Genomic DNA, 17,193 nt, shown 5'->3' with positions numbered 1-17,193 from the left:
GCCGCGCCGTGGCGCGGCTCCACGGTCGCCGAGGCGGGTCGACCCGCACCACCGCAGCGGAGCGGCCACCCGGTCCGATCAGGCCTGGACCGTCCCCTTGGCCGGGCTGCGGTGGCGGACGGCGTAGGTGAGGGCGTCGACGAGGGCGTGCCAGGACGCCTCGACGATGTTGTCGTGGACGCCGACGGTGGTCCACTCGCCGACCCCGTCGGTGGTGTCGATGAGCACCCGGGTGGTGGCGCTGGTGCCGCCCTTCCAGCCGAGGATGCGCACCTTGTAGTCGGCGAGCGCGACGTCGGCCAGCTGCGGGTACCGGCTGACCAGCGCCTGCCGCAGCGCGTTGTCCAGCGCGTTGACCGGGCCGTTGCCCTCGGCGGTGCTGATGATCCGCTCGCCGTCGACGTGCACCTTGACGGTCGCCTCGCTGACCACGACGCCGTTGCCCCAGTGCTCCACCGAGGTCTTGTAGCTCTCCAGCTCGAACAGCGGGGCGGGCGCGTCGGGCAGGGCGGCGCGCAGCAGCAGCTCGAAGGACGCGTCGGCCGCTTCGAACGACCAGCCGTCGGCCTCGAGCACCTTGACCTGCTCGACGACCTTGCCGATCACGTCGGCGTGGCCGTCGAGGTCGACGCCGAGCTCGCGGCCCTTGAGCTCGACGGAGGCCCGGCCGGCCATCTCGGTGACCAGGATGCGCATGTCGTTGCCGACGACGGCCGGGTCGAGGTGGTTGTACAGCTCGGGGCTGACCTTGATCGCGCTGGCGTGCAGGCCGGCCTTGTGCGCGAACGCCGAGGCGCCCACGAAGGGCTGGTGGTCGTCGGGGGCGATGTTGGCCAGCTCGGCGATCGCGTGGCTGACCCGCTGCAGCTCGGGCAGGCACTCGGCCGGGACGACGGGCAGCCCCATCTTGGTGACCAGGTTGCCGATCAGGGCGAAGGTGTCGGCGTTGCCGGCGCGCTCGCCGTAGCCGTTCGCCGTCCCCTGGACGTGGGTGACGCCGGCCTCCACCGCGGCGAGCGAGTTGGCCACGGCGCAGCCGGTGTCGTCCTGGCAGTGGATGCCCAGCCGGCCGTCGACCCGGGCGCGGACGTCGGCGACGACCCGGCCGACATCCATCGGCAGCATGCCGCCGTTGGTGTCGCACATGACCCCGACCTCGGCGCCGGCCGCGAACGCCGCATGCAGGACCCGCACGCCGTAGTCGGGGTCGGCCCGGTAGCCGTCGAAGAAGTGCTCGCAGTCGAGGAACACCCGCCGGCCGTGGCCGACGAAGAAGGCGACGGTGTCGGAGACCATCGCGAGGTTCTCCTCCAGCGTCGTCCGCAGCGCCTCGCGCACGTGCCGGACGTCGGACTTGGCGACCAGGCAGACGACCGGCGCCTCGGAGTCGAGCAGGGCCCGGACCTGGGGGTCGTCCTCGACGCGGACGCCGGCCTTGCGGGTGGCGCCGAACGCGACCAGCTGGGCGTGGCGCAGCTTGAGCTCGGTGCGGGCGCGGGCGAAGAATTCGGTGTCCTTGGGCAGCGCGCCGGGCCAGCCGCCCTCGATGAAGCCCACGCCGATCTCGTCCAGCAACCGCGCGACGGCGAGCTTGTCGGCGACGGAGTAGCTGATGCCCTCGCGCTGGGCGCCGTCGCGCAGCGTGGTGTCGAAGACGTGGAAGTCGGGGGTGCTGGCCACGGGAGCTCCTGGGTGCGGATTCTGGGATGTTCCCGGCAAACAAAAAGACCCCCCGGGTACGGGAGGTCTGCGCGCAGTCGGGAACGGACTGCGCGCTAGGCGATAATGACGGTGCGGAGGACGGACATCGCCGACGAGTAAAGCACGTCCGCCGCCCGCCGTGGTGCACCGGTGCGGGACGGCGTCCCCCTCGCGGACCCGCCGCGGCGGCTCAGAGGACGGAGAACCCGGCGGGCAGGCCCGTCCGGCCGGTCGCCGCGAGCAGGAGCGGGCCGGCGGTCCCGTCCGCCGCGGCCAGGTCGGCGACGAGCCCCAGCGCCTGCGCGGCGGCCGTCGGGGGGACGACGGGCGCCTCGCCCAGCGCGACGGCGAGGTCGCAGGTGTGCACGACCAGCTCGAAGGTGCGCGTGGGCAGGTAGTCAGCCAGCCGCATGCCGCCGGCGACCGTCGTGAGCAGCTCGCCGCCGTCCCGGGCGCCGACCAGCGGGAGCACCCGGTCGGCGATGGCGGCGACCGCGGCCGCGGGGTCCTCGCCCAGCGCGGCCCCGGCGTCCCGACCGCGCTCGGCCACCGCCGGGCCGGCGGCGATCGCCCGCGTGGCGCGGAAGTAGTCCGCCGCCGACGCCACCTCCACCGTCGCGGCCGGCTGCCCGAGGTACGCCTCGACGGTCAGCAGCGACCGGCTGGTGTGGCCGACCAGGGCGCGGACGTCCCACTCCCCCAGCCCCGGCGCGCCCCAGCGGTCCCCGACGGCCGCGGCGGTGGCGACGAACCACCCGGCGGCGTCGGCGAACGCCTGGCGCGACCCGTCCCAGGCGACTGGTGACGGGCTGAAACGGCCCGGCTGCAGGGGCCCGCCACGAGCGTGCGAGCGGTGGGGGGCGGCGGGGTCCTGCATCAGCCGCCGGCGAGCGCTGCCAGCCGGTCGCCGACCTCCGCGGTCCGGACCGGACCCTGCGGGTCGCGGGTGGACACGTCGAAGGCGACCGCCGCGTTGACCTTCTTGGCCTGGTCGGCCCGGCCGAGGTGCTCGAGCAGCAGCCCCACCGACAGCACCGTGGCGGTCGGGTCGGCGATCCCCTGGCCGGCGATGTCCGGCGCCGAGCCGTGCACCGGCTCGAACATGCTCGGGTTGGTGCCCGAGGCGTCGAGGTTGCCGCTCGCCGCCAGCCCGATGCCGCCGGTCACCGCGGCGGCGATGTCGGTGACGATGTCGCCGAAGAGGTTGTCGGTGACGATGACGTCGTAGCGGCCCGGGTCGGTGATGAAGAACATCGACGCCGCGTCGACGTGCTGGTAGGCGACGGTGATGTCGGGGAACTCCGCGGCCAGCTCCTCGACCGTGCGCGACCACAGACCGCCGGCGTGGGTCAGCACGTTGGTCTTGTGGATCAGCGTGAGGTGCCGGCGCGGCCGCAGCCGGGCCCGCTCGAAGGCGTACCGGGCGACGCGCTCCACGCCGAACGCGGTGTTCAGGCTGACCTCGGTGGCGATCTCGTGCGGGGTGTCCTTGCGCAGCACGCCGCCGTTGCCCACGTAGGGGCCCTCGGTGCCCTCGCGCACGCAGAGCATGTCGATCGGGCCGGGGTCGGCCAGCGGGCTGGTGACCCCGTCGAACAGCTTCGCCGGCCGCAGGTTCACGTGGTGGTCGAGCTCGAAGCGCAGCCGCAGCAGCAGCCCGCGCTCCAGGATGCCGCTGGGCACGCCGGGGTCACCGACGGCGCCGAGCAGGATCGCGTCGTGCTGGCGCAGCTCGTCGAGCACCGTGTCGGGCAGCAGCTCGCCGGTGCGCTGCCACCGGGCGGCACCGAGGTCGTAGTGGGTGGCCTCGACCTCGGGGGCCACGGCGGACAGGACCTTGAGCCCCTCCGCCACCACCTCCGGACCGATGCCGTCTCCGGGGATCACTGCCAGGCGCATGAGCGAAGACCCTAGGTCAGGTGGTGGTCAGGTCCGCGGCACGGGCCTCGCGCGCGCCGATGCGGCCGGCGATGTCGGCCAGCAGCTCGCCGGGGACCGGGCTGTCGACGGTGACCGCCATGAGCGCCTCGCCCCCGCGCGTCGTGCGGCTGACCTGCGCACCCGCGATGTTCACGCCGGCCTCGCCCAGCGCGGCGCCGACCGCGCCGACCACGCCGGGGCGGTCGGTGTAGGTAAAGAACAACAGGTAGCCCGACGCCTCGAGGTCGATCTCGAAGCCGCCGACCTCGGTCAGCCGCGGCACCTGGTTCTTGCCGTAGAGGGTGCCCGAGACCGCGACCTGGGTGCCGTCGGCCATCGCCCCGCGCACGCTGACCAGGTTGCGGAAGGTGGGGCTCTCCAGCTCGCTGGTCAGCGCCACCTCCAGCCCGCGCTGCTCGGCGAACAGCGGCGCGTTGACGTAGGTGACCTGCTCCTCGACGACGTCGGAGAAGACGCCCTTGAGGACGGCGAGCTGCAGGACCGAGTCGTCGAACTCGGCCAGCTTGCCGCGCACCTCGACGTTGACCGACTGGGCCAGGCCGCCGGCGACGGCGGTGAACAGCCGGCCGAGCTTCTCGGCCAGCGGCAGGCCCGGGCGCACGTCCTCGGCGACCACCCCGCCGGCCTGCACGTTGACCGCGTCGGGCACGAACTCGCCCTGCAGCGCCAGGCGCACCGACCGGGCGACGGCCTTGCCGGCCTTGTCCTGCGCCTCGGTGGTGGAGGCGCCCAGGTGCGGCGTGACGACGGTGTTGGGCAGCTCGAACAGGGGGCTGTCGGTGCACGGCTCCTTGGCGTAGACGTCGATGCCCGCCGCGGCGACCTGCCCGGTCTTCAGCGCGTCGACCAGCGCGGCCTCGTCGACCAGCCCGCCGCGGGCGGCGTTGACGATGATCACGCCGCGCTTGGTCGTCGCCAGCTCGGCGGCGCCGATCAGGCCGAGGGTCTCCGGTGTCTTGGGCAGGTGGACGGTGATGAAGTCCGACGTCCGGAGCAGCTCCTCCAGCGACACGAGCCGGACGCCGAGCTGCGCGGCGCGACCGGGCTGGATGTAGGGGTCGTAGGCGATCAGCTCGACGCCGAAGGCGGCGAGCCGCTGCGCCACGAGGACGCCGATGCGACCGAGACCCACGACGCCGACGGTCTTCTCGGTGACCTCGACGCCGGTGAACTTCGAGCGCTTCCACCGGCCCTCGCGCAGCGACGCGTCGGCCGCCGGGATGTGCCGGGCGGCGGCGAGCAGCAGCGCGACGGCGTGCTCGGCGGCGCTGACGATGTTGGACGTCGGCGCGTTGACGACCATGACGCCGCGCTCGGTGGCGGCGGCGACGTCGACGTTGTCCAGGCCGATCCCGGCGCGGGCGACCACCTTCAGGTCGGGGGCGGCGGCCAGGGCCTCGGCGTCGATCTGCGTGGCGCTGCGGATCATCACGGCCGCGGCGCCGGCCAGCGCCGGCAGCAGGGCGGCGCGGTCGGCCCCGTCGACGTGCCGGATCTCCACCTCCCCGCCGAGCACCTCGAGGACGCTCGGGGCGAGTTCTTCGGCGATCAGGACGACGGGGGCGCTCCCCGTTCCGGTGGCGGTCACAGGAGGACAGCCTAAGGACGCGACGCCCGCGGGCGGCGGGTGGTCCCTGGAGCGACACCACCACCTCGGGTGAAGGCTGCTTGCCCTGCGGGGGGTCGACCCCCATCCTGGCCGCCGGAGAAGTCGGCACCCCCCTTGCCGGCGGAGGAGACCATGACCGAGCAGAACAACCCCTACGGGCAGCAGCCGTCCTACGGCCAGCAGCCCTCCTACGGCGCGCAGCCGCAGTACGGGCAGCAGCCCGCGTACGGCGCGCAGCCGCAGTACCAGGCCGCCCCCTACGGGCAGCAGCAGCCTTCGCCCTACGGCTCCACCGGCGCGCCGCAGCCGTACGGCCAGTACTCGGGCGGCCGGCCGGCCAAGCCCGGCGGCGTCGTGACCGCCGCCGTCTTCGGGTTCATCTTCGGCGCGCTTGGCGCCGTCGTCACCGTCCTCTTCATCTTCGCCGGCGCCCTCTTCGGGGGCGCGGCGGGCGACGCAGAGGAGTCGCTGCCTGGCTTGGGGGAGTTCGTCGGTGCCGCCGCCGGCATCGCGATCGCCTTCGGCGTCCTTGCGCTGGCCTGGACCGTGGTCATGATCTGGGGATCGGCATGGGCGCTGTCCGGGCGCAGCCGGGTGCTGCTCATCGTGGGAGCTTCGATCGCGATCGCAACCACGGGCTTTACCTTCTTCGGCAGCCTCGGCAACGCCGACGAGAGCGGCGCGGGCGGGATCGTGCTCTTCCTCATCCTCTTCGTGATCTCGATCCTCATCGTCGTCCTGCTGTCGAACCGGGCCGCGAGCTCGTTCTTCCAGGCGTCCCGGGCGCAGCGCGGCCGCTGAACCCGAGGTGCGAGGCCGTGACCCCCCGCGGGGGTCACGGCCTCGTCACGCAAGGCGCGCATCGCCCCATGGCGTTGCGCCTCCCCCTACACTCCGCCGCCGACCGCCCGTCCGGGCGGCCGCACGTCCCAGGAGGAAACGACCAGATGACCACCCCCACCCCCGGTTCCGACCCGAACTACCCGCAGGGGGGTGCTCCTCAGGGCCAGCCCGGCTGGGGCGCTCCGCAGCAGGGTGGCTACCAGCCGGCCCCGAACTACGCCGGCGGCCCCGCCGGCTACGGCGCGCCCGCCGGCGCGCGGCCGTCGCAGGTCACCACTGCCGCCGTCCTCGGCTTCGTGATCGCCGCTCTGGCGCTCATCGGCGCGCTGGGCTTCTTCGCGCTGTCGACGCTGCTGGGCATCTTCGCCCTCTTCGGCATCCTCTATCTGGGTCTCGCCGCGCTGAACATCGTCGGCGGCGTCCAGGCGATCCAGGGCAAGGGCTCCACGCTGCTGAAGATCGGTGGTCTCGTCACCGCCGGTCTGGCGCTGCTGGGCCTCATCCTGGCGCTGACGCAGGGCACGTTCGACTTCTGGTCGGTCCTGCTGATCGCGGCCGGTGTCGCGATCTTCTTCCTGCTCAACCAGCCGGCGTCGCAGCAGTTCTTCGCCTCGCGCGGCGGCCGGTAACCCCGCACCGCAACAGAGAGAGGGCCCCGCTGCCGGTCGGCAGCGGGGCCCTCTGTCGTGGTGTGCCCGTTCAGTTGCGGGCGGCGGTGCCGGTGTAGTCGTCGGACGCCGACACCCAGCTCATCAGGCCGCGCAGCTTGCGCCCGGTCTCCTCGATCGGGTGCGCCTCGGCCTCGGCCCGGCGGCGCTTGAAGTCCGGCGCTCCGGCGTCCTGATCGGCGATGAAGGAGGCGGCCCACGAGCCGTCCTTGATCGCGGCGAGGACCTCGCCCATGGTGGCCTTGACCCGCTCGTCGATGACCTTCGGGCCGGAGGTGTAGTCGCCGTACTCGGCGGTGTCCGACACCGACCAGCGCTGCTTGGCGATGCCGCCCTCGTACATGAGGTCGACGATCAGCTTGAGCTCGTGCAGGCACTCGAAGTAGGCGATCTCGGGCTGGTAGCCGGCCTCGGTGAGGGTCTCGAAGCCCGCGGTCACCAGCGCCGACATGCCGCCGCAGAGCACGGCCTGCTCGCCGAACAGGTCGGTCTCGGTCTCCTCGGCGAAGGTGGTCTTGATGACGCCGGCGCGGGTGCCGCCGATCGCCTTGGCGTAGGACAGCGCCAGCTGCAGCGCCGACCCGCTGGCATCCTGCTCGACGGCGACCAGGCAGGGCACGCCCTTGCCGTTCTCGAACTCGCGCCGCACCAGGTGACCGGGGCCCTTGGGGGCGACCATCGCGACGTCCACGCCCGCCGGGGGCTTGATGTAGCCGAACCGGATGTTGAAGCCGTGGCCGAAGAACAGGGCGTCGCCGTCCTGCAGGTTCGGCTCGACCGCCTCGGCGTAGAGGTGCCGCTGCACGTGGTCGGGCGCCAGGATCATGATCAGGTCGGCCTCGGCGGCCGCCTCGGCCGGCGTGACCACGCGCAGGCCCTCGGCCTCGGCCTTCGGCCGGCTCGTGCTGCCCTCGGGCAGGCCGACCCGGACGTCGACGCCGGAGTCGCGCAGCGAGAGGGCGTGCGCGTGCCCCTGGCTGCCGTAGCCCAGGACGGCGACGGTGCGCCCCTGGACGATCGAGAGGTCGGCGTCGTCGTCGTAGAAGATCTCGGCGGCCATGCAGTTCCCTTTCAGATGGTGCTTTATCGCGATAAAGCTCGGTGGGTGGAACGGATCAGGCGGTGCGCTCGACCGGGCGCAAGGTACCGGCGCCCGACATCGACCGCGGACCCCGGCCCAGGGCGACGGTGCCCGACTGGGCCATCTCCTTGATCCCGAGCGGGGCCAGGACGGCCAGCAGCGCCTGCAGCTTGTCGGGCGTGCCGGTCGCCTCGAGGGTCACGGTGTCGGTGTTGACGTCGACCACCCGGGCGCGGAAGAGCTCGGCGGTCTGCAGCACCTGCGTGCGGTCGGCCATGGGCGCGCGGACCTTGACGAGCAGCAGTTCGCGCTGGACGGCGGCCCCCTCCTCGAGCTCGACGATCTTGATCACCTCGATCAGCTTGTTGAGCTGCTTGGTGATCTGCTCCAGCGGCGCGGACTCCGCGTCGGCGACGATGGTCATGCGCGACAGGTCGGGGTTCTCCGTCGGCCCGACGGCGAGGGACTCGATGTTGAAGCCGCGGCGGCTGAACAGCGCCGAGACGCGGGCGAGGACGCCGGACTTGTTCTCGACGAGGACCGAGAGCGTGTGGCGGGTCATGGTGCGTCCCCTCAGACCTGGTCGTCGCCGAAGACCGGGCGCACGTCGCGCGCGGCCATGATGTCGTCGTTGCTGGCCCCGGCCGCGACCATCGGCCACACCTGGGCGTCGTGGCCGACGACGAAGTCGATGACCACCGGGGCGTCGTCGATCGCCATGGCCTTCTCGATCACCGCGTCGACGTCGTCCTTGCTCTCGCAGCGCAGGCCGACGCAGCCCATCGCCTCGGCCAGGAGCAGGAAGTCGGGGATGCGCACCGGGCGCGGCTTGCCCTGCTCGTCCTGGGCGTGGAGCTTCGTGTTCGAGTAGCGGCCCTCGTAGAAGAGGGTCTGCCACTGGCGGACCATGCCGAGGTTGCCGTTGTTGATGACGGCGACCTTGATCGGGATGCCCTCGATGGCGCAGGTGGCCAGCTCCTGGTTGGTCATCTGGAAGCAGCCGTCGCCGTCGATGGCCCAGACCGTGGTCTCCGGGCGGCCGTACTTGGCGCCCATCGCGGCGGGGACGGCGTAGCCCATCGTCCCGAGGCCGCCGCTGTTGAGCCAGGTGCCGGGCTTCTCGTAGGAGATGAACTGCGCCGCCCACATCTGGTGCTGGCCGACGCCGGCGGTGTAGATCGCGTCGGGCCCGGCGATGCGGCCCAGCCGCTCGATGACGTACTGCGGGGAGAGCGAGCCGTCCTCCGGCCAGTCGTAGCCCAGCGGGTACTTCTCCCGCCAGCTGTCCAGCTGCGCCCACCAGCCGGCCAGGTCGGGGGTCCGCCCGGCCGCGTGCTCGGCTCGCAGCGCGTCGACCAGCTGGGCGATCGTCTCCTTGGCGTCGCCGACGATCGGGACGTCGGCCTTGCGGTTCTTGCCGATCTCGGCCGGGTCGATGTCGGCGTGCACCACCAGCGCGCCCGGGGCGAACGAGGCCAGGTTGCCGGTGACCCGGTCGTCGAAGCGGGCCCCCAGCGCCACGATGACGTCGGCCTTCTGCAGCGCGGTGACCGCGGCGACCGTGCCGTGCATGCCCGGCATGCCCAGGTGCTGGCGGCTGCTGTCGGGGAACGCCCCCCGGGCCATGAGGGTGGTGATCACCGGCGCCCCGGTGAGCTCGGCCAGCTCGGCCAGCTCCGCCGTCGCCCGCGCCTTGAGCACGCCGCCGCCGACGTAGAGGACGGGTCGGCGCGCGGCGGCGATCAGCTGCGCGGCCTCGCGGACCTGCTTGCCGTGCGGCCGGGTGGTCGGCTTGTAGCCCGGGAGGTCCAGCCGCGGCGGCCAGGAGAAGTCCGTCGTCCGCTGCAGGGCGTCCTTGGAGATGTCGACCAGGACCGGCCCGGGCCGGCCGGTGGCCGCCAGGTGGAACGCCTCGGCGATCCGCTGCGGGATCTCGTCGGGGTCGGTGACCAGGAAGTTGTGCTTGGTGACCGGCATCGTGATGCCGCGGATGTCGGCCTCCTGGAAGGCGTCCGTGCCGATCGCCCCGCTGGGCACCTGGCCGGTGATCGCCACGACCGGGACCGAGTCCATGTGCGCGTCGGCCAGCGGGGTGACCAGGTTGGTCGCGCCGGGACCGGAGGTCGCCATGCAGACACCGACCTTGCCGGTGGCCTGCGCGTAGCCGGTGGCCGCGTGCCCCGCGCCCTGCTCGTGCCGGACCAGCACGTGCCGCACCGAGGAGTCGAACAGCGGGTCGTACGCCGGCAGGATCGCCCCGCCGGGGATGCCGAAGATCACCTCGACGCCGACCGCCTCGAGCGAGCGGACGAGGCTCTGCGCACCCGTGATGCCGGACACCGGCTCGGGCGTGCGGGGGGTTCGGGCGGTGGTCTCGACGCCGGCGAGCGAGGCGGCGGCCTCGTGGGAGGCGTCGCGGCTGGCGGACTCGCTGGTGTGTGCCTCGCGGGGGGGCGTGGTGCTCATCGCGGCGTTTCTCCTGGGGCGCGGGCGGGGTGCGGTGCGGGCCGGCCGAGGTCACGTGGGCGTCCCCGGCCAACAAAAAACCCCTCGTGCCGCAGGCACGGGGGGTCAGCGCGTCGGTCGAGGTACCGACGCGCTAGGCGATTACGAGGCGGGCAGGGCGCACCCGCACACTGTGCGCCCTGCGGGGCGCCGTCGTCAACCAGGCCGTCCCACTCAGTGGACGGCGAGAGCGTGATCCGTGAGATCGGCGGCGTTCCGCAGCACGTCGGCGTCGAAGCCGTCGATGGCCGCCCGCAGCTGCTCGGGCGCCACCGGACGGCCGAGCAGGTAGCCCTGGAGGAAGCGGCAGCCCAGCTCCCTGAGGACGGCGAGCTGCCCCGGCGTCTCCACGCCCTCGGCGACGACGTCCATGCCGAGGGTGCGCCCCAGCTCCACGACGCTGCCCACGAGCGCGGCGCTGCGCGGGTCGCCCTCGATGTGGCCGACGAAGTCGCGGTCCATCTTGATGACGTCGACGGGCAGCCGGGCCAGCCGGGCCAGGGAGGAGTAGCCCTTGCCGAAGTCGTCGAGGGAGATGACGACGCCCATCTCGTGCAGCGTGGACAGGTCGCCCTCGAACCGGTCCTCTGCGCTCATCAGCACCGACTCGGTGAGCTCGACCATCAACCGGTGCGGGGGCACGCCCGCCTCGGCCAGCGCACGGGCGACGTCCGGGGCCAGGCAGCCGGCCTGCAGGTGCCGGAGGGACACGTTGACGCCGAGCTGCAGGTCGCGGCCCTCGGCGAGCAGCGGCGCCAGCGTGCCGACCGCCTCGCGCAGCACCCAGCGCTGCAGCGGCACGATCAGCCCGTCGGCCTCGGCCAGCGAGATGAACTCGTCGGGGGGCACCGTGCCCAGCTCGGGGTGCTCCCAGCGGACCAGCGCCTCCAGCCCGAGCACCCGCCGCTCCTCCACGCCGACGACCGGCTGGAAGAGCAGCCGCAGCTGGCCCTCCTCGATCGCCACGGGCAGGTCGCGGACCAGCACGGCCCGCCGTCCGCCCGCGTCGTCCGGGGTGTCGACGTAGCAGCGCACGCAGCTCTTGCCGGCGGCCTTGGCCGCCCGGAGCGCGAGGTCGGCCTGCCGCAGCGTCGTCGCGACGTCGTCGGCCGGGTCGAGCGCGGCGACCCCGATGCTGCCGGAGACGTCGAAGACCAGCCCGTGGCCGCCCGCCGGCGCGGTGGGGCGCAGGTCGCGCAGGTCGGCGACGATGCGCTCGGCCAGGGCCGTCGCCTCCTCGAGCCCGGCGCGGACGAGGACGGCGAACTCGTCGCCGCCCAGCCGGCTGATCAGGTCGCGGTCGCGCACGGTGCGCCGCAGCCGGCCGGCCACCTGGACCAGGAGGTCGTCGCCGGCGTCGTGGCCGGCGACGTCGTTGACCGGCTTGAACCCGTCGAGGTCGAGCATGAGCAGGGTGAACTCGTCGCCGCCGGCGGCCCGGTCGCGGGCGCTGTCGAGCGCCGACATCAGGCGGGCGCGGTTGGGCAGCCCGGTCAGGAAGTCGGTGTAGGCCATGCGCACGAGCTCCTGCTCGGCGCTGCGCCGCTCGACGACGTCGCGCAGGTGGAGCACCAGGCCGTCGCCCGCGCGGTCGGGCAGGCGGGCCGACGTCGTCGTCCGCACCGTCTCCAGCCGCCGCCACCCGCCGTCCCGGCTGCGCAGCCGGAACTCGGGGGTGGGCCCGTCCCCCGGGTCGGCGGAACGGCCGAGCGCCCGCGCCAGCTCGGGCCGGTCGTCGGGGTGGACGAACTCGTCGAGCGCGCGGCCCACCAGCTCGCGCGTCGACCAGGTCGAGCCGGACGCCCAGGTGATCGCCCCGCCGCTGTCGAGGACGAGCGTGATGTCGGCGGCGCGGTGCACGAGGGTGCGGAAGAACGTCTCGGTCCGCAGCACCTGCCGCGTCAGGCGGGCGCCGTCGGCGGCCCACACGAGGGTGCGCACGAAGGTGAGCACCAGCAGGACGGCGACGGTGGCGACCTCGGCGGTCGTCGCGTCGCGGCCCAGCGCCCAGCCGCCGAGGAGCAGCAGGACGACGGAGAAGCTCAGGCAGTAGCTGACGACCACGCCGGCGAGCGGCACCACGGTCGAGGGGTCGGCCGACGGCGCCTGCGGGCCGGGATCGGCGGCCAGCGCCAGCGTCGCGGCGGCCAGCATGGCGAGGTGGGCGGTGGTGGTGACCGCCGCGAGCACCGGGGAGGGGGCGGCCACCGCCAGCGCGCCGGCGACCATCGCGACGGTCAGGGCACCGAAGGCGAGCAGCAGCCAGCCGACCGCGGCCCGGCGCGGGGCCGAGACGCTGCCGAAGGTGACCAGGCCGACCACGCAGAGCACCGCCCCGATGGTGGGGTACCCGGCCGAGACCAGCGCGTCGCCGCGGTCGGGCACCGCGGTCGCCAGGGGGACGAGCATCTCGAGCAGGACGGCGAGCGCGGTGAGCGCGACCGCGGCGTCGAGGACGACCGGGACGCGGACCCGGCCACCGGTGGAGCGCACCAGCCGGCAGCAGACGAGGACCGTCGCCGGGCCGGTCGCGGCGAGGGCGAGATCGGCGGCACCGGCCTCGGCCGGGTTGACCCCCACGCCGGCGGCGGCGCGCCCCAGCTGGCCCAGCGCGAGCAGGCCGAGCACCAGCGCCACGCCGCGCCACGGCACCGCCGCGGCCGGTGCCAGCGCCCGGCTGTGGCGGACCAGCAGCACGACGACCGCGAGCGTCGCCACCGCGAGGGCGGCCGGCGCGACGCGCGGGGTCCAGCCGGGACGGAGCATGGTCTGCACGGCGAGCGCGAGCGCGGTGGCCGCGAGCGCCAGCACGACCGGTCCGCGCGGCCAGCCGGCGGCCGGCCGGTCGCTCACCGCTGCCCGACCAGCCCGGGCCACAGCGCGCCGGCCCGGTCGCGCAGCAGCGCGGTGAGCCCGGCGACCGGGAGCGGCCGCGAGATCAGGAAGCCCTGGGCGAAGCCGCAGGACAGGTTGCAGAGGGTGGCCAGCTGCGCCGCCGTCTCCACGCCCTCGGCGACGACGTCGACCCGCAGCGCCCGGCCGATGCCGATGACCGACTCACACAGCGCGCGCTCCTGGGCGTCGCGGTCGACGCGGGCGAGGAACGACCGGTCCAGCTTGAGGATGTCGACCGGCAGCCGGGTGAGGCTGGCGAGCGCGGAGTTGCCCGCGCCGAAGTGGTCCAGCGCCACGTGCACGCCCATGAGCCGCACGCTGGCGATGTCGAGCGCGATGCGCTCGTCGTCGGCGAGCACGGTGGTCTCGGGGACCTCCAGCACCAGGCGCTCCGGCGAGAGGCCGGTGCGGTGCAGCGCGTTCTCGACGTCGGCGACGAGGGTGCCGCCGGCGACGTAGGAGGCGGCCAGGTCGATGCCGAGCCGCAGCGGGGTGCCGGAGCTCGGCAGCGCGGCCACCACCCGCATCGCCTCGTCCAGCGCCCAGCGCTGCAGGTCGCCGACCAGTCCGGCGCGCTCGGCCAGCGGGACGAACTCGGCGGCCTCGAGGTCGCCGAACTCCGGGTGCCGCCAGGTGAGCAGCGCCTCGACGCCGGTGACCCGCTGCTCGCCGAGCGAGACGATCGGCGAGTAGAGCAGGGCCAGCTCCCCGCGGGAGCCGGCGCCGTGCAGGTCGTCGAGCAGCCGCTGCCGGCGGGCCTCGGCCTCGCCCAGCGCCGGGGTGTAGCGGGCCGCGGAGCCGGGACCGGTCGCGCGTGCCGCCCGGACGGCGAGCCCGCCGCGGCCGAGCAGCTCCTCGACGTCCACGTCGGGTTCCAGCACCACGAGCCCGACGCTGGCGGTCAGGTCGACGATGCCGGCGGGCGTCGGGATCGGCTGCTCCACCACGGCCAGGCAGCGGTCGGCGAGCTGATCGGCCTCGGTCGCCGTGCTGCGGGCGAGGATGCCGAAGCCCCCGCCGCCCATGCGCGCCACGACGTCCTCGGCGCGCACCGTCGCGCGCAGCCGCCGCCCGATCTCGGCCACCACTCCCCCGACGACCTCGCGGCCGGCGAACTCGCGGACGTCGATCAGGCCTTCCATCTCGACCAGCAGCAGCGTGCTGCTGGTCGCGCCGTCGTCCTCGTGCGGCACGTCCCCGGCCTCGGCGAGGGCGTCCCGCACCGCGCGCAGGAACCCCGCCGAGTTGGGCAGGCCGGTCAGCGGGTCGGTGTAGGCGACCCCGCGCAGTGCCGCCTCGCGGGTCTCCCGCTCGGTGACGTCGCGGCAGTGCAGCACGACCGCGCCCACGTCGGGGTCGCGGCGCAGGTCGGACACGCTCGCCTCGAGGCTGCGCCACCGGCCGGCGGAGTCGGCCATGCGCAGCACGACCAGGCCGGTGGCCTGCTCGCCGGCGTCGTCGGCGGTGGCCGAGGGCACCGCCGCGGCGAGGAGGTCGGCGTCGTCCGGGTGGACGACGTCGCGCAGCGCCCGGCCGGGCAGCGGCACCGCCGCGGCACCGAGGACCTGCTCGAGGGCGGGCGACGCCCACGTCAGGCGCAGCTCGGGGTCCAGGATCACGACGGCGTCGGCGCCGGACGCGACCAGTGAGCGGAAGTAGGCCTCGTTGCGCCGCAGGTGGGCGCCGAGCCGTTGCTCGTCGCGGGCGGTCACCCACCGGTGGACCGCGGTGAGGGCGATGCAGAGGGTGCCGCCGACGTAGCTGATGACGCTCGGCTGGTGGCCGAAGACGGCCGCGGTCCCGAGCGCGGTGACGGCCACGACCATCGCCACGTGCGGCAGCACCTGGCCGAGCTCGGTGGACCGCCCGGTCAGCGGACGCACGCGGCGCCCGCTGGTGCGCGGGCCGGGGTCGGTGAGGGCGGCCAGGCCGACGAGGGTGAGGCCGACGACGACCAGGAGCTGGCTGAGGACGCCGACGCCGTGGGCGGTGAACAGCAGCGCGGCGGTGGACACCCCGCGACCCGCGGTGAGGACGACGGTGCCGGCCAGCAGCGTGAGCGCCATGCCCTGGCGGTGCGCCTCGACGACGCCGAGCAGGGTGAGCGCGGCGGCCATGGTGAGGGAGGTGGCGACGACCGCGGCGGCCAGGATGAGCCGCTGGTCGACCTGCAGCGACGACCAGCGCCCCGACGGGCCGATGATCAGCAGCTGCACGACCACCAGGCAGGCGCCGACGAACAGCGCCAGCTCGACGGCGCCGCGCAGGCCGGTGCGCAGCCGGCCGCGGTCGACCAGGGTCAGGATGCCGACGATCGCGACGACGTAGCCGGGCACCGTGGGCACCCAGCGCAGGACGGCGACCTCCAGCGGGGCGGCCGGCTGGACGACGAGCACGAGCAGCGCGCCCAGCACCGGGAACAGCGGCGCGACGGCGAACAGGCGCCAGCCCCGCCGGCGGCGGGAGTGCTCCCGCCCGGCGGCCCAGATGATGCCGCTGCAGACCAGTCCCAGCAGCGCGACCGCGCCGTAGGCGGCCGGGACGAGGGCAGGCTCGACGGCCGCGGCAGCGCAGGCTGCACCTGCGAGCACGGCGGCCCCGAGCAGCGCTCGCCTCAGCCTCTCCACACGCCAGGTGTCGGCACCCCGTCCGCCGGTGTGGAGGCCGGCTCACCCACCCGTCACCCGTTGGGGGTGCCCGACGCCCCGGCTGCCGAGATGGCATTCCGTGCACGGGACACGCGCGGACACGCCGGCAGGCCGTGCACGGAGTGCCTTCTCGGGGCGCGTCCACACCTCGCGCGGCCGTCCACAGATGCCCGGCGTCCCCTCCCCCGGTCCTCGCCGGCCGCCAGCGTCGGCGGCATGGACGGCATCCCGCTCGGCACCGAGTACACGTGGCGGGAGGCCCGCGCCCGCGGAGCCACGAGGCGGCAGATCACACAGGACGGCCGGTCCGTGGCACGGGGCCTGTACGTCAGCAGCGCCGTCCCCCCGACCCTGCTCGTGCGCTGCCGGGCGTGGACGCGCCTGCTGCCGCCCGACTCCGCCTTCGGCCTCGAGACCGCGGCCACGCTCCTCGGCGCGCCGCTCGACCCGCCGCCGGCGGTGCAGGTCGTGCTGCGACCGCGACCGGTGCTCCCTCGCCGGGCCGGCCTCGCGGTGCACGTCCGCGACCTCCGCACCGAGGACGTCGTCGAGCTGGCCGGCCTGCGGATCACCAGCGGGGCGCAGACGCTGCTCGACCTGTCGGCGCGTCTCCCGCCGGGCGAGCTCCTGGCCGTCGGTGATGCCTTGCTGCGCGGCGGCCACCTGGCCCCGGCGGCGCTGGCCGCCCGCCTCGAACGCGCCGACGGCGTGCGCGGGGTGGTCCGGGCCCGCGCGGTCGCGCCGTTGCTGAGGGCGGAGGCGCAGTCGCGGCCGGAGAGCCTCGTCCGCTGGTGGCTGCACGAGGCGGGCCTGCCCGTGCCGGTGCCGCAGCTGCCGGTGCGCGACCGCTGGGGCCGGGAGGTCGCGCACGTCGACCTCGGCTACGAGGAGTGGAAGGTCGCCCTCGAGTACGAGGGGCGCCAGCACGCCGACCCGCGGCAGTTCGGCATGGACGTCGACCGGTACTCGCTGATGGCCGCCGACGGCTGGCTCGTCCTGCGGTACGCCGGACGGCACCTCGCCCGGCCGGCCGTCGTGGTGGAGCGCACCCGCCGGGCTCTGCTCAGCCGAGGGTGGGCGGGCTGAGCCGCCGAGAAGGCATTCCGTGCACGGGACACGCGCGGACACGCCGGCAGGCCGTGCACGGAGTGCCTTCTCGGCACGAGGGAGGCCTCAGAGGGTGTTGGGTAACTGATCGGCTACTGCTGCTCGTCGAGGTCTTCGGCGAGGCGGCGGGCGGCCTCGGTCTCGATGGGGCCGTGCGGCTCGATGTGCCGTCCGGTGAGCCGGGCGGCCATGAGC

Annotated in this window: 12 protein-coding genes and 1 pseudogene; 3 read left to right on the top strand and 10 right to left on the bottom strand. The window is 74.5% G+C overall.

Features of this window, described 5'->3' with window-relative positions; genetic code table 11:
• Nucleotides 1-78: 78 nt before the first annotated feature.
• The 4 genes from cimA to serA all read right to left on the bottom strand — a co-directional run bounded on the left by cimA (nt 79) and on the right by serA (nt 5,230).
• Nucleotides 79-1,680, bottom strand: a complete 1,602-nt coding sequence (gene cimA / locus ACI797_RS27050; RefSeq protein WP_456863690.1) for a citramalate synthase — start codon at nt 1,678-1,680, stop codon at nt 79-81.
• Between the two features lie 211 nt (nt 1,681-1,891).
• Nucleotides 1,892-2,578: a maleylpyruvate isomerase N-terminal domain-containing protein gene (locus ACI797_RS27045; protein ID WP_456863687.1), complete on the bottom strand. Its 687-nt coding sequence runs from the start codon at nt 2,576-2,578 to the stop codon at nt 1,892-1,894.
• Nucleotides 2,578-3,600, bottom strand: coding sequence for a 3-isopropylmalate dehydrogenase (locus ACI797_RS27040; RefSeq protein ID WP_456863684.1), 1,023 nt, complete (start codon nt 3,598-3,600; stop codon nt 2,578-2,580). The genes ACI797_RS27045 and ACI797_RS27040 overlap by 1 nt, the downstream gene beginning before the upstream one ends.
• A 16-nt stretch (nt 3,601-3,616) precedes the next feature.
• Entirely contained in the window at nt 3,617-5,230 is a 1,614-nt protein-coding gene (serA, locus tag ACI797_RS27035; protein ID WP_456863681.1) for a phosphoglycerate dehydrogenase, read from the bottom strand.
• 153 nt (nt 5,231-5,383) lie between these two features.
• On the opposite strand from serA, the gene ACI797_RS27030 reads away from it, so the two are divergent.
• Together ACI797_RS27030 and ACI797_RS27025 are read left to right on the top strand one after the other, a co-directional pair.
• Nucleotides 5,384-6,052 (top strand): hypothetical protein, encoded by a 669-nt coding sequence (locus tag ACI797_RS27030; RefSeq protein WP_456863678.1) that lies wholly within the window; start codon nt 5,384-5,386, stop codon nt 6,050-6,052.
• A 146-nt stretch (nt 6,053-6,198) separates the two neighbouring features.
• Complete coding sequence (locus ACI797_RS27025; RefSeq protein ID WP_456539963.1) at nt 6,199-6,723, top strand: hypothetical protein; 525 nt, start codon at nt 6,199-6,201, stop codon at nt 6,721-6,723.
• Between the two features lie 70 nt (nt 6,724-6,793).
• Here the strand turns inward: ACI797_RS27025 and ilvC are convergent, their stop codons facing one another.
• From ilvC to ACI797_RS27000, 5 genes are all read right to left on the bottom strand, one after another.
• Nucleotides 6,794-7,822: a ketol-acid reductoisomerase gene (gene ilvC / locus ACI797_RS27020; RefSeq protein ID WP_456863675.1), complete on the bottom strand. Its 1,029-nt coding sequence runs from the start codon at nt 7,820-7,822 to the stop codon at nt 6,794-6,796.
• 55 nt (nt 7,823-7,877) lie between these two features.
• On the bottom strand, nt 7,878-8,405 hold the full coding sequence (ilvN, locus tag ACI797_RS27015) for an acetolactate synthase small subunit (RefSeq protein ID WP_456539961.1): 528 nt from the start codon (nt 8,403-8,405) through the stop codon (nt 7,878-7,880).
• A gap of 11 nt (nt 8,406-8,416) precedes the next feature.
• Nucleotides 8,417-10,309, bottom strand: coding sequence for an acetolactate synthase large subunit (locus ACI797_RS27010; protein WP_456863671.1), 1,893 nt, complete (start codon nt 10,307-10,309; stop codon nt 8,417-8,419).
• 213 nt (nt 10,310-10,522) lie between these two features.
• Complete coding sequence (locus ACI797_RS27005) at nt 10,523-13,201, bottom strand: putative bifunctional diguanylate cyclase/phosphodiesterase (RefSeq protein WP_456863668.1); 2,679 nt, start codon at nt 13,199-13,201, stop codon at nt 10,523-10,525.
• Nucleotides 13,198-15,834 carry a putative bifunctional diguanylate cyclase/phosphodiesterase gene (locus tag ACI797_RS27000; RefSeq protein ID WP_456863664.1) on the bottom strand — a complete coding sequence of 879 codons (2,637 nt, stop codon included), beginning with the start codon at nt 15,832-15,834 and terminating at the stop codon, nt 13,198-13,200. Before ACI797_RS27000 ends, ACI797_RS27005 begins: the two co-directional genes overlap by 4 nt.
• Before the next feature lie 273 nt (nt 15,835-16,107).
• Here ACI797_RS27000 and ACI797_RS26995 point away from each other — a divergent pair, with 273 nt between their 5' ends.
• Nucleotides 16,108-16,977 carry a hypothetical protein gene (locus ACI797_RS26995; RefSeq protein ID WP_456863661.1) on the top strand — a complete coding sequence of 290 codons (870 nt, stop codon included), beginning with the start codon at nt 16,108-16,110 and terminating at the stop codon, nt 16,975-16,977.
• Between the two features lie 113 nt (nt 16,978-17,090).
• On the opposite strand, the pseudogene ACI797_RS26990 reads toward ACI797_RS26995, so the two are convergent.
• A pseudogene (locus tag ACI797_RS26990) lies at nt 17,091-17,193 on the bottom strand (IS5/IS1182 family transposase); the annotation flags it as partial.

Source organism: Geodermatophilus sp. SYSU D00691 (assembly GCF_054050275.1).
The sequence above is the reverse complement of the archived record's forward strand: the minus strand, read 5'-3'. Positions and strand labels throughout refer to the sequence as shown.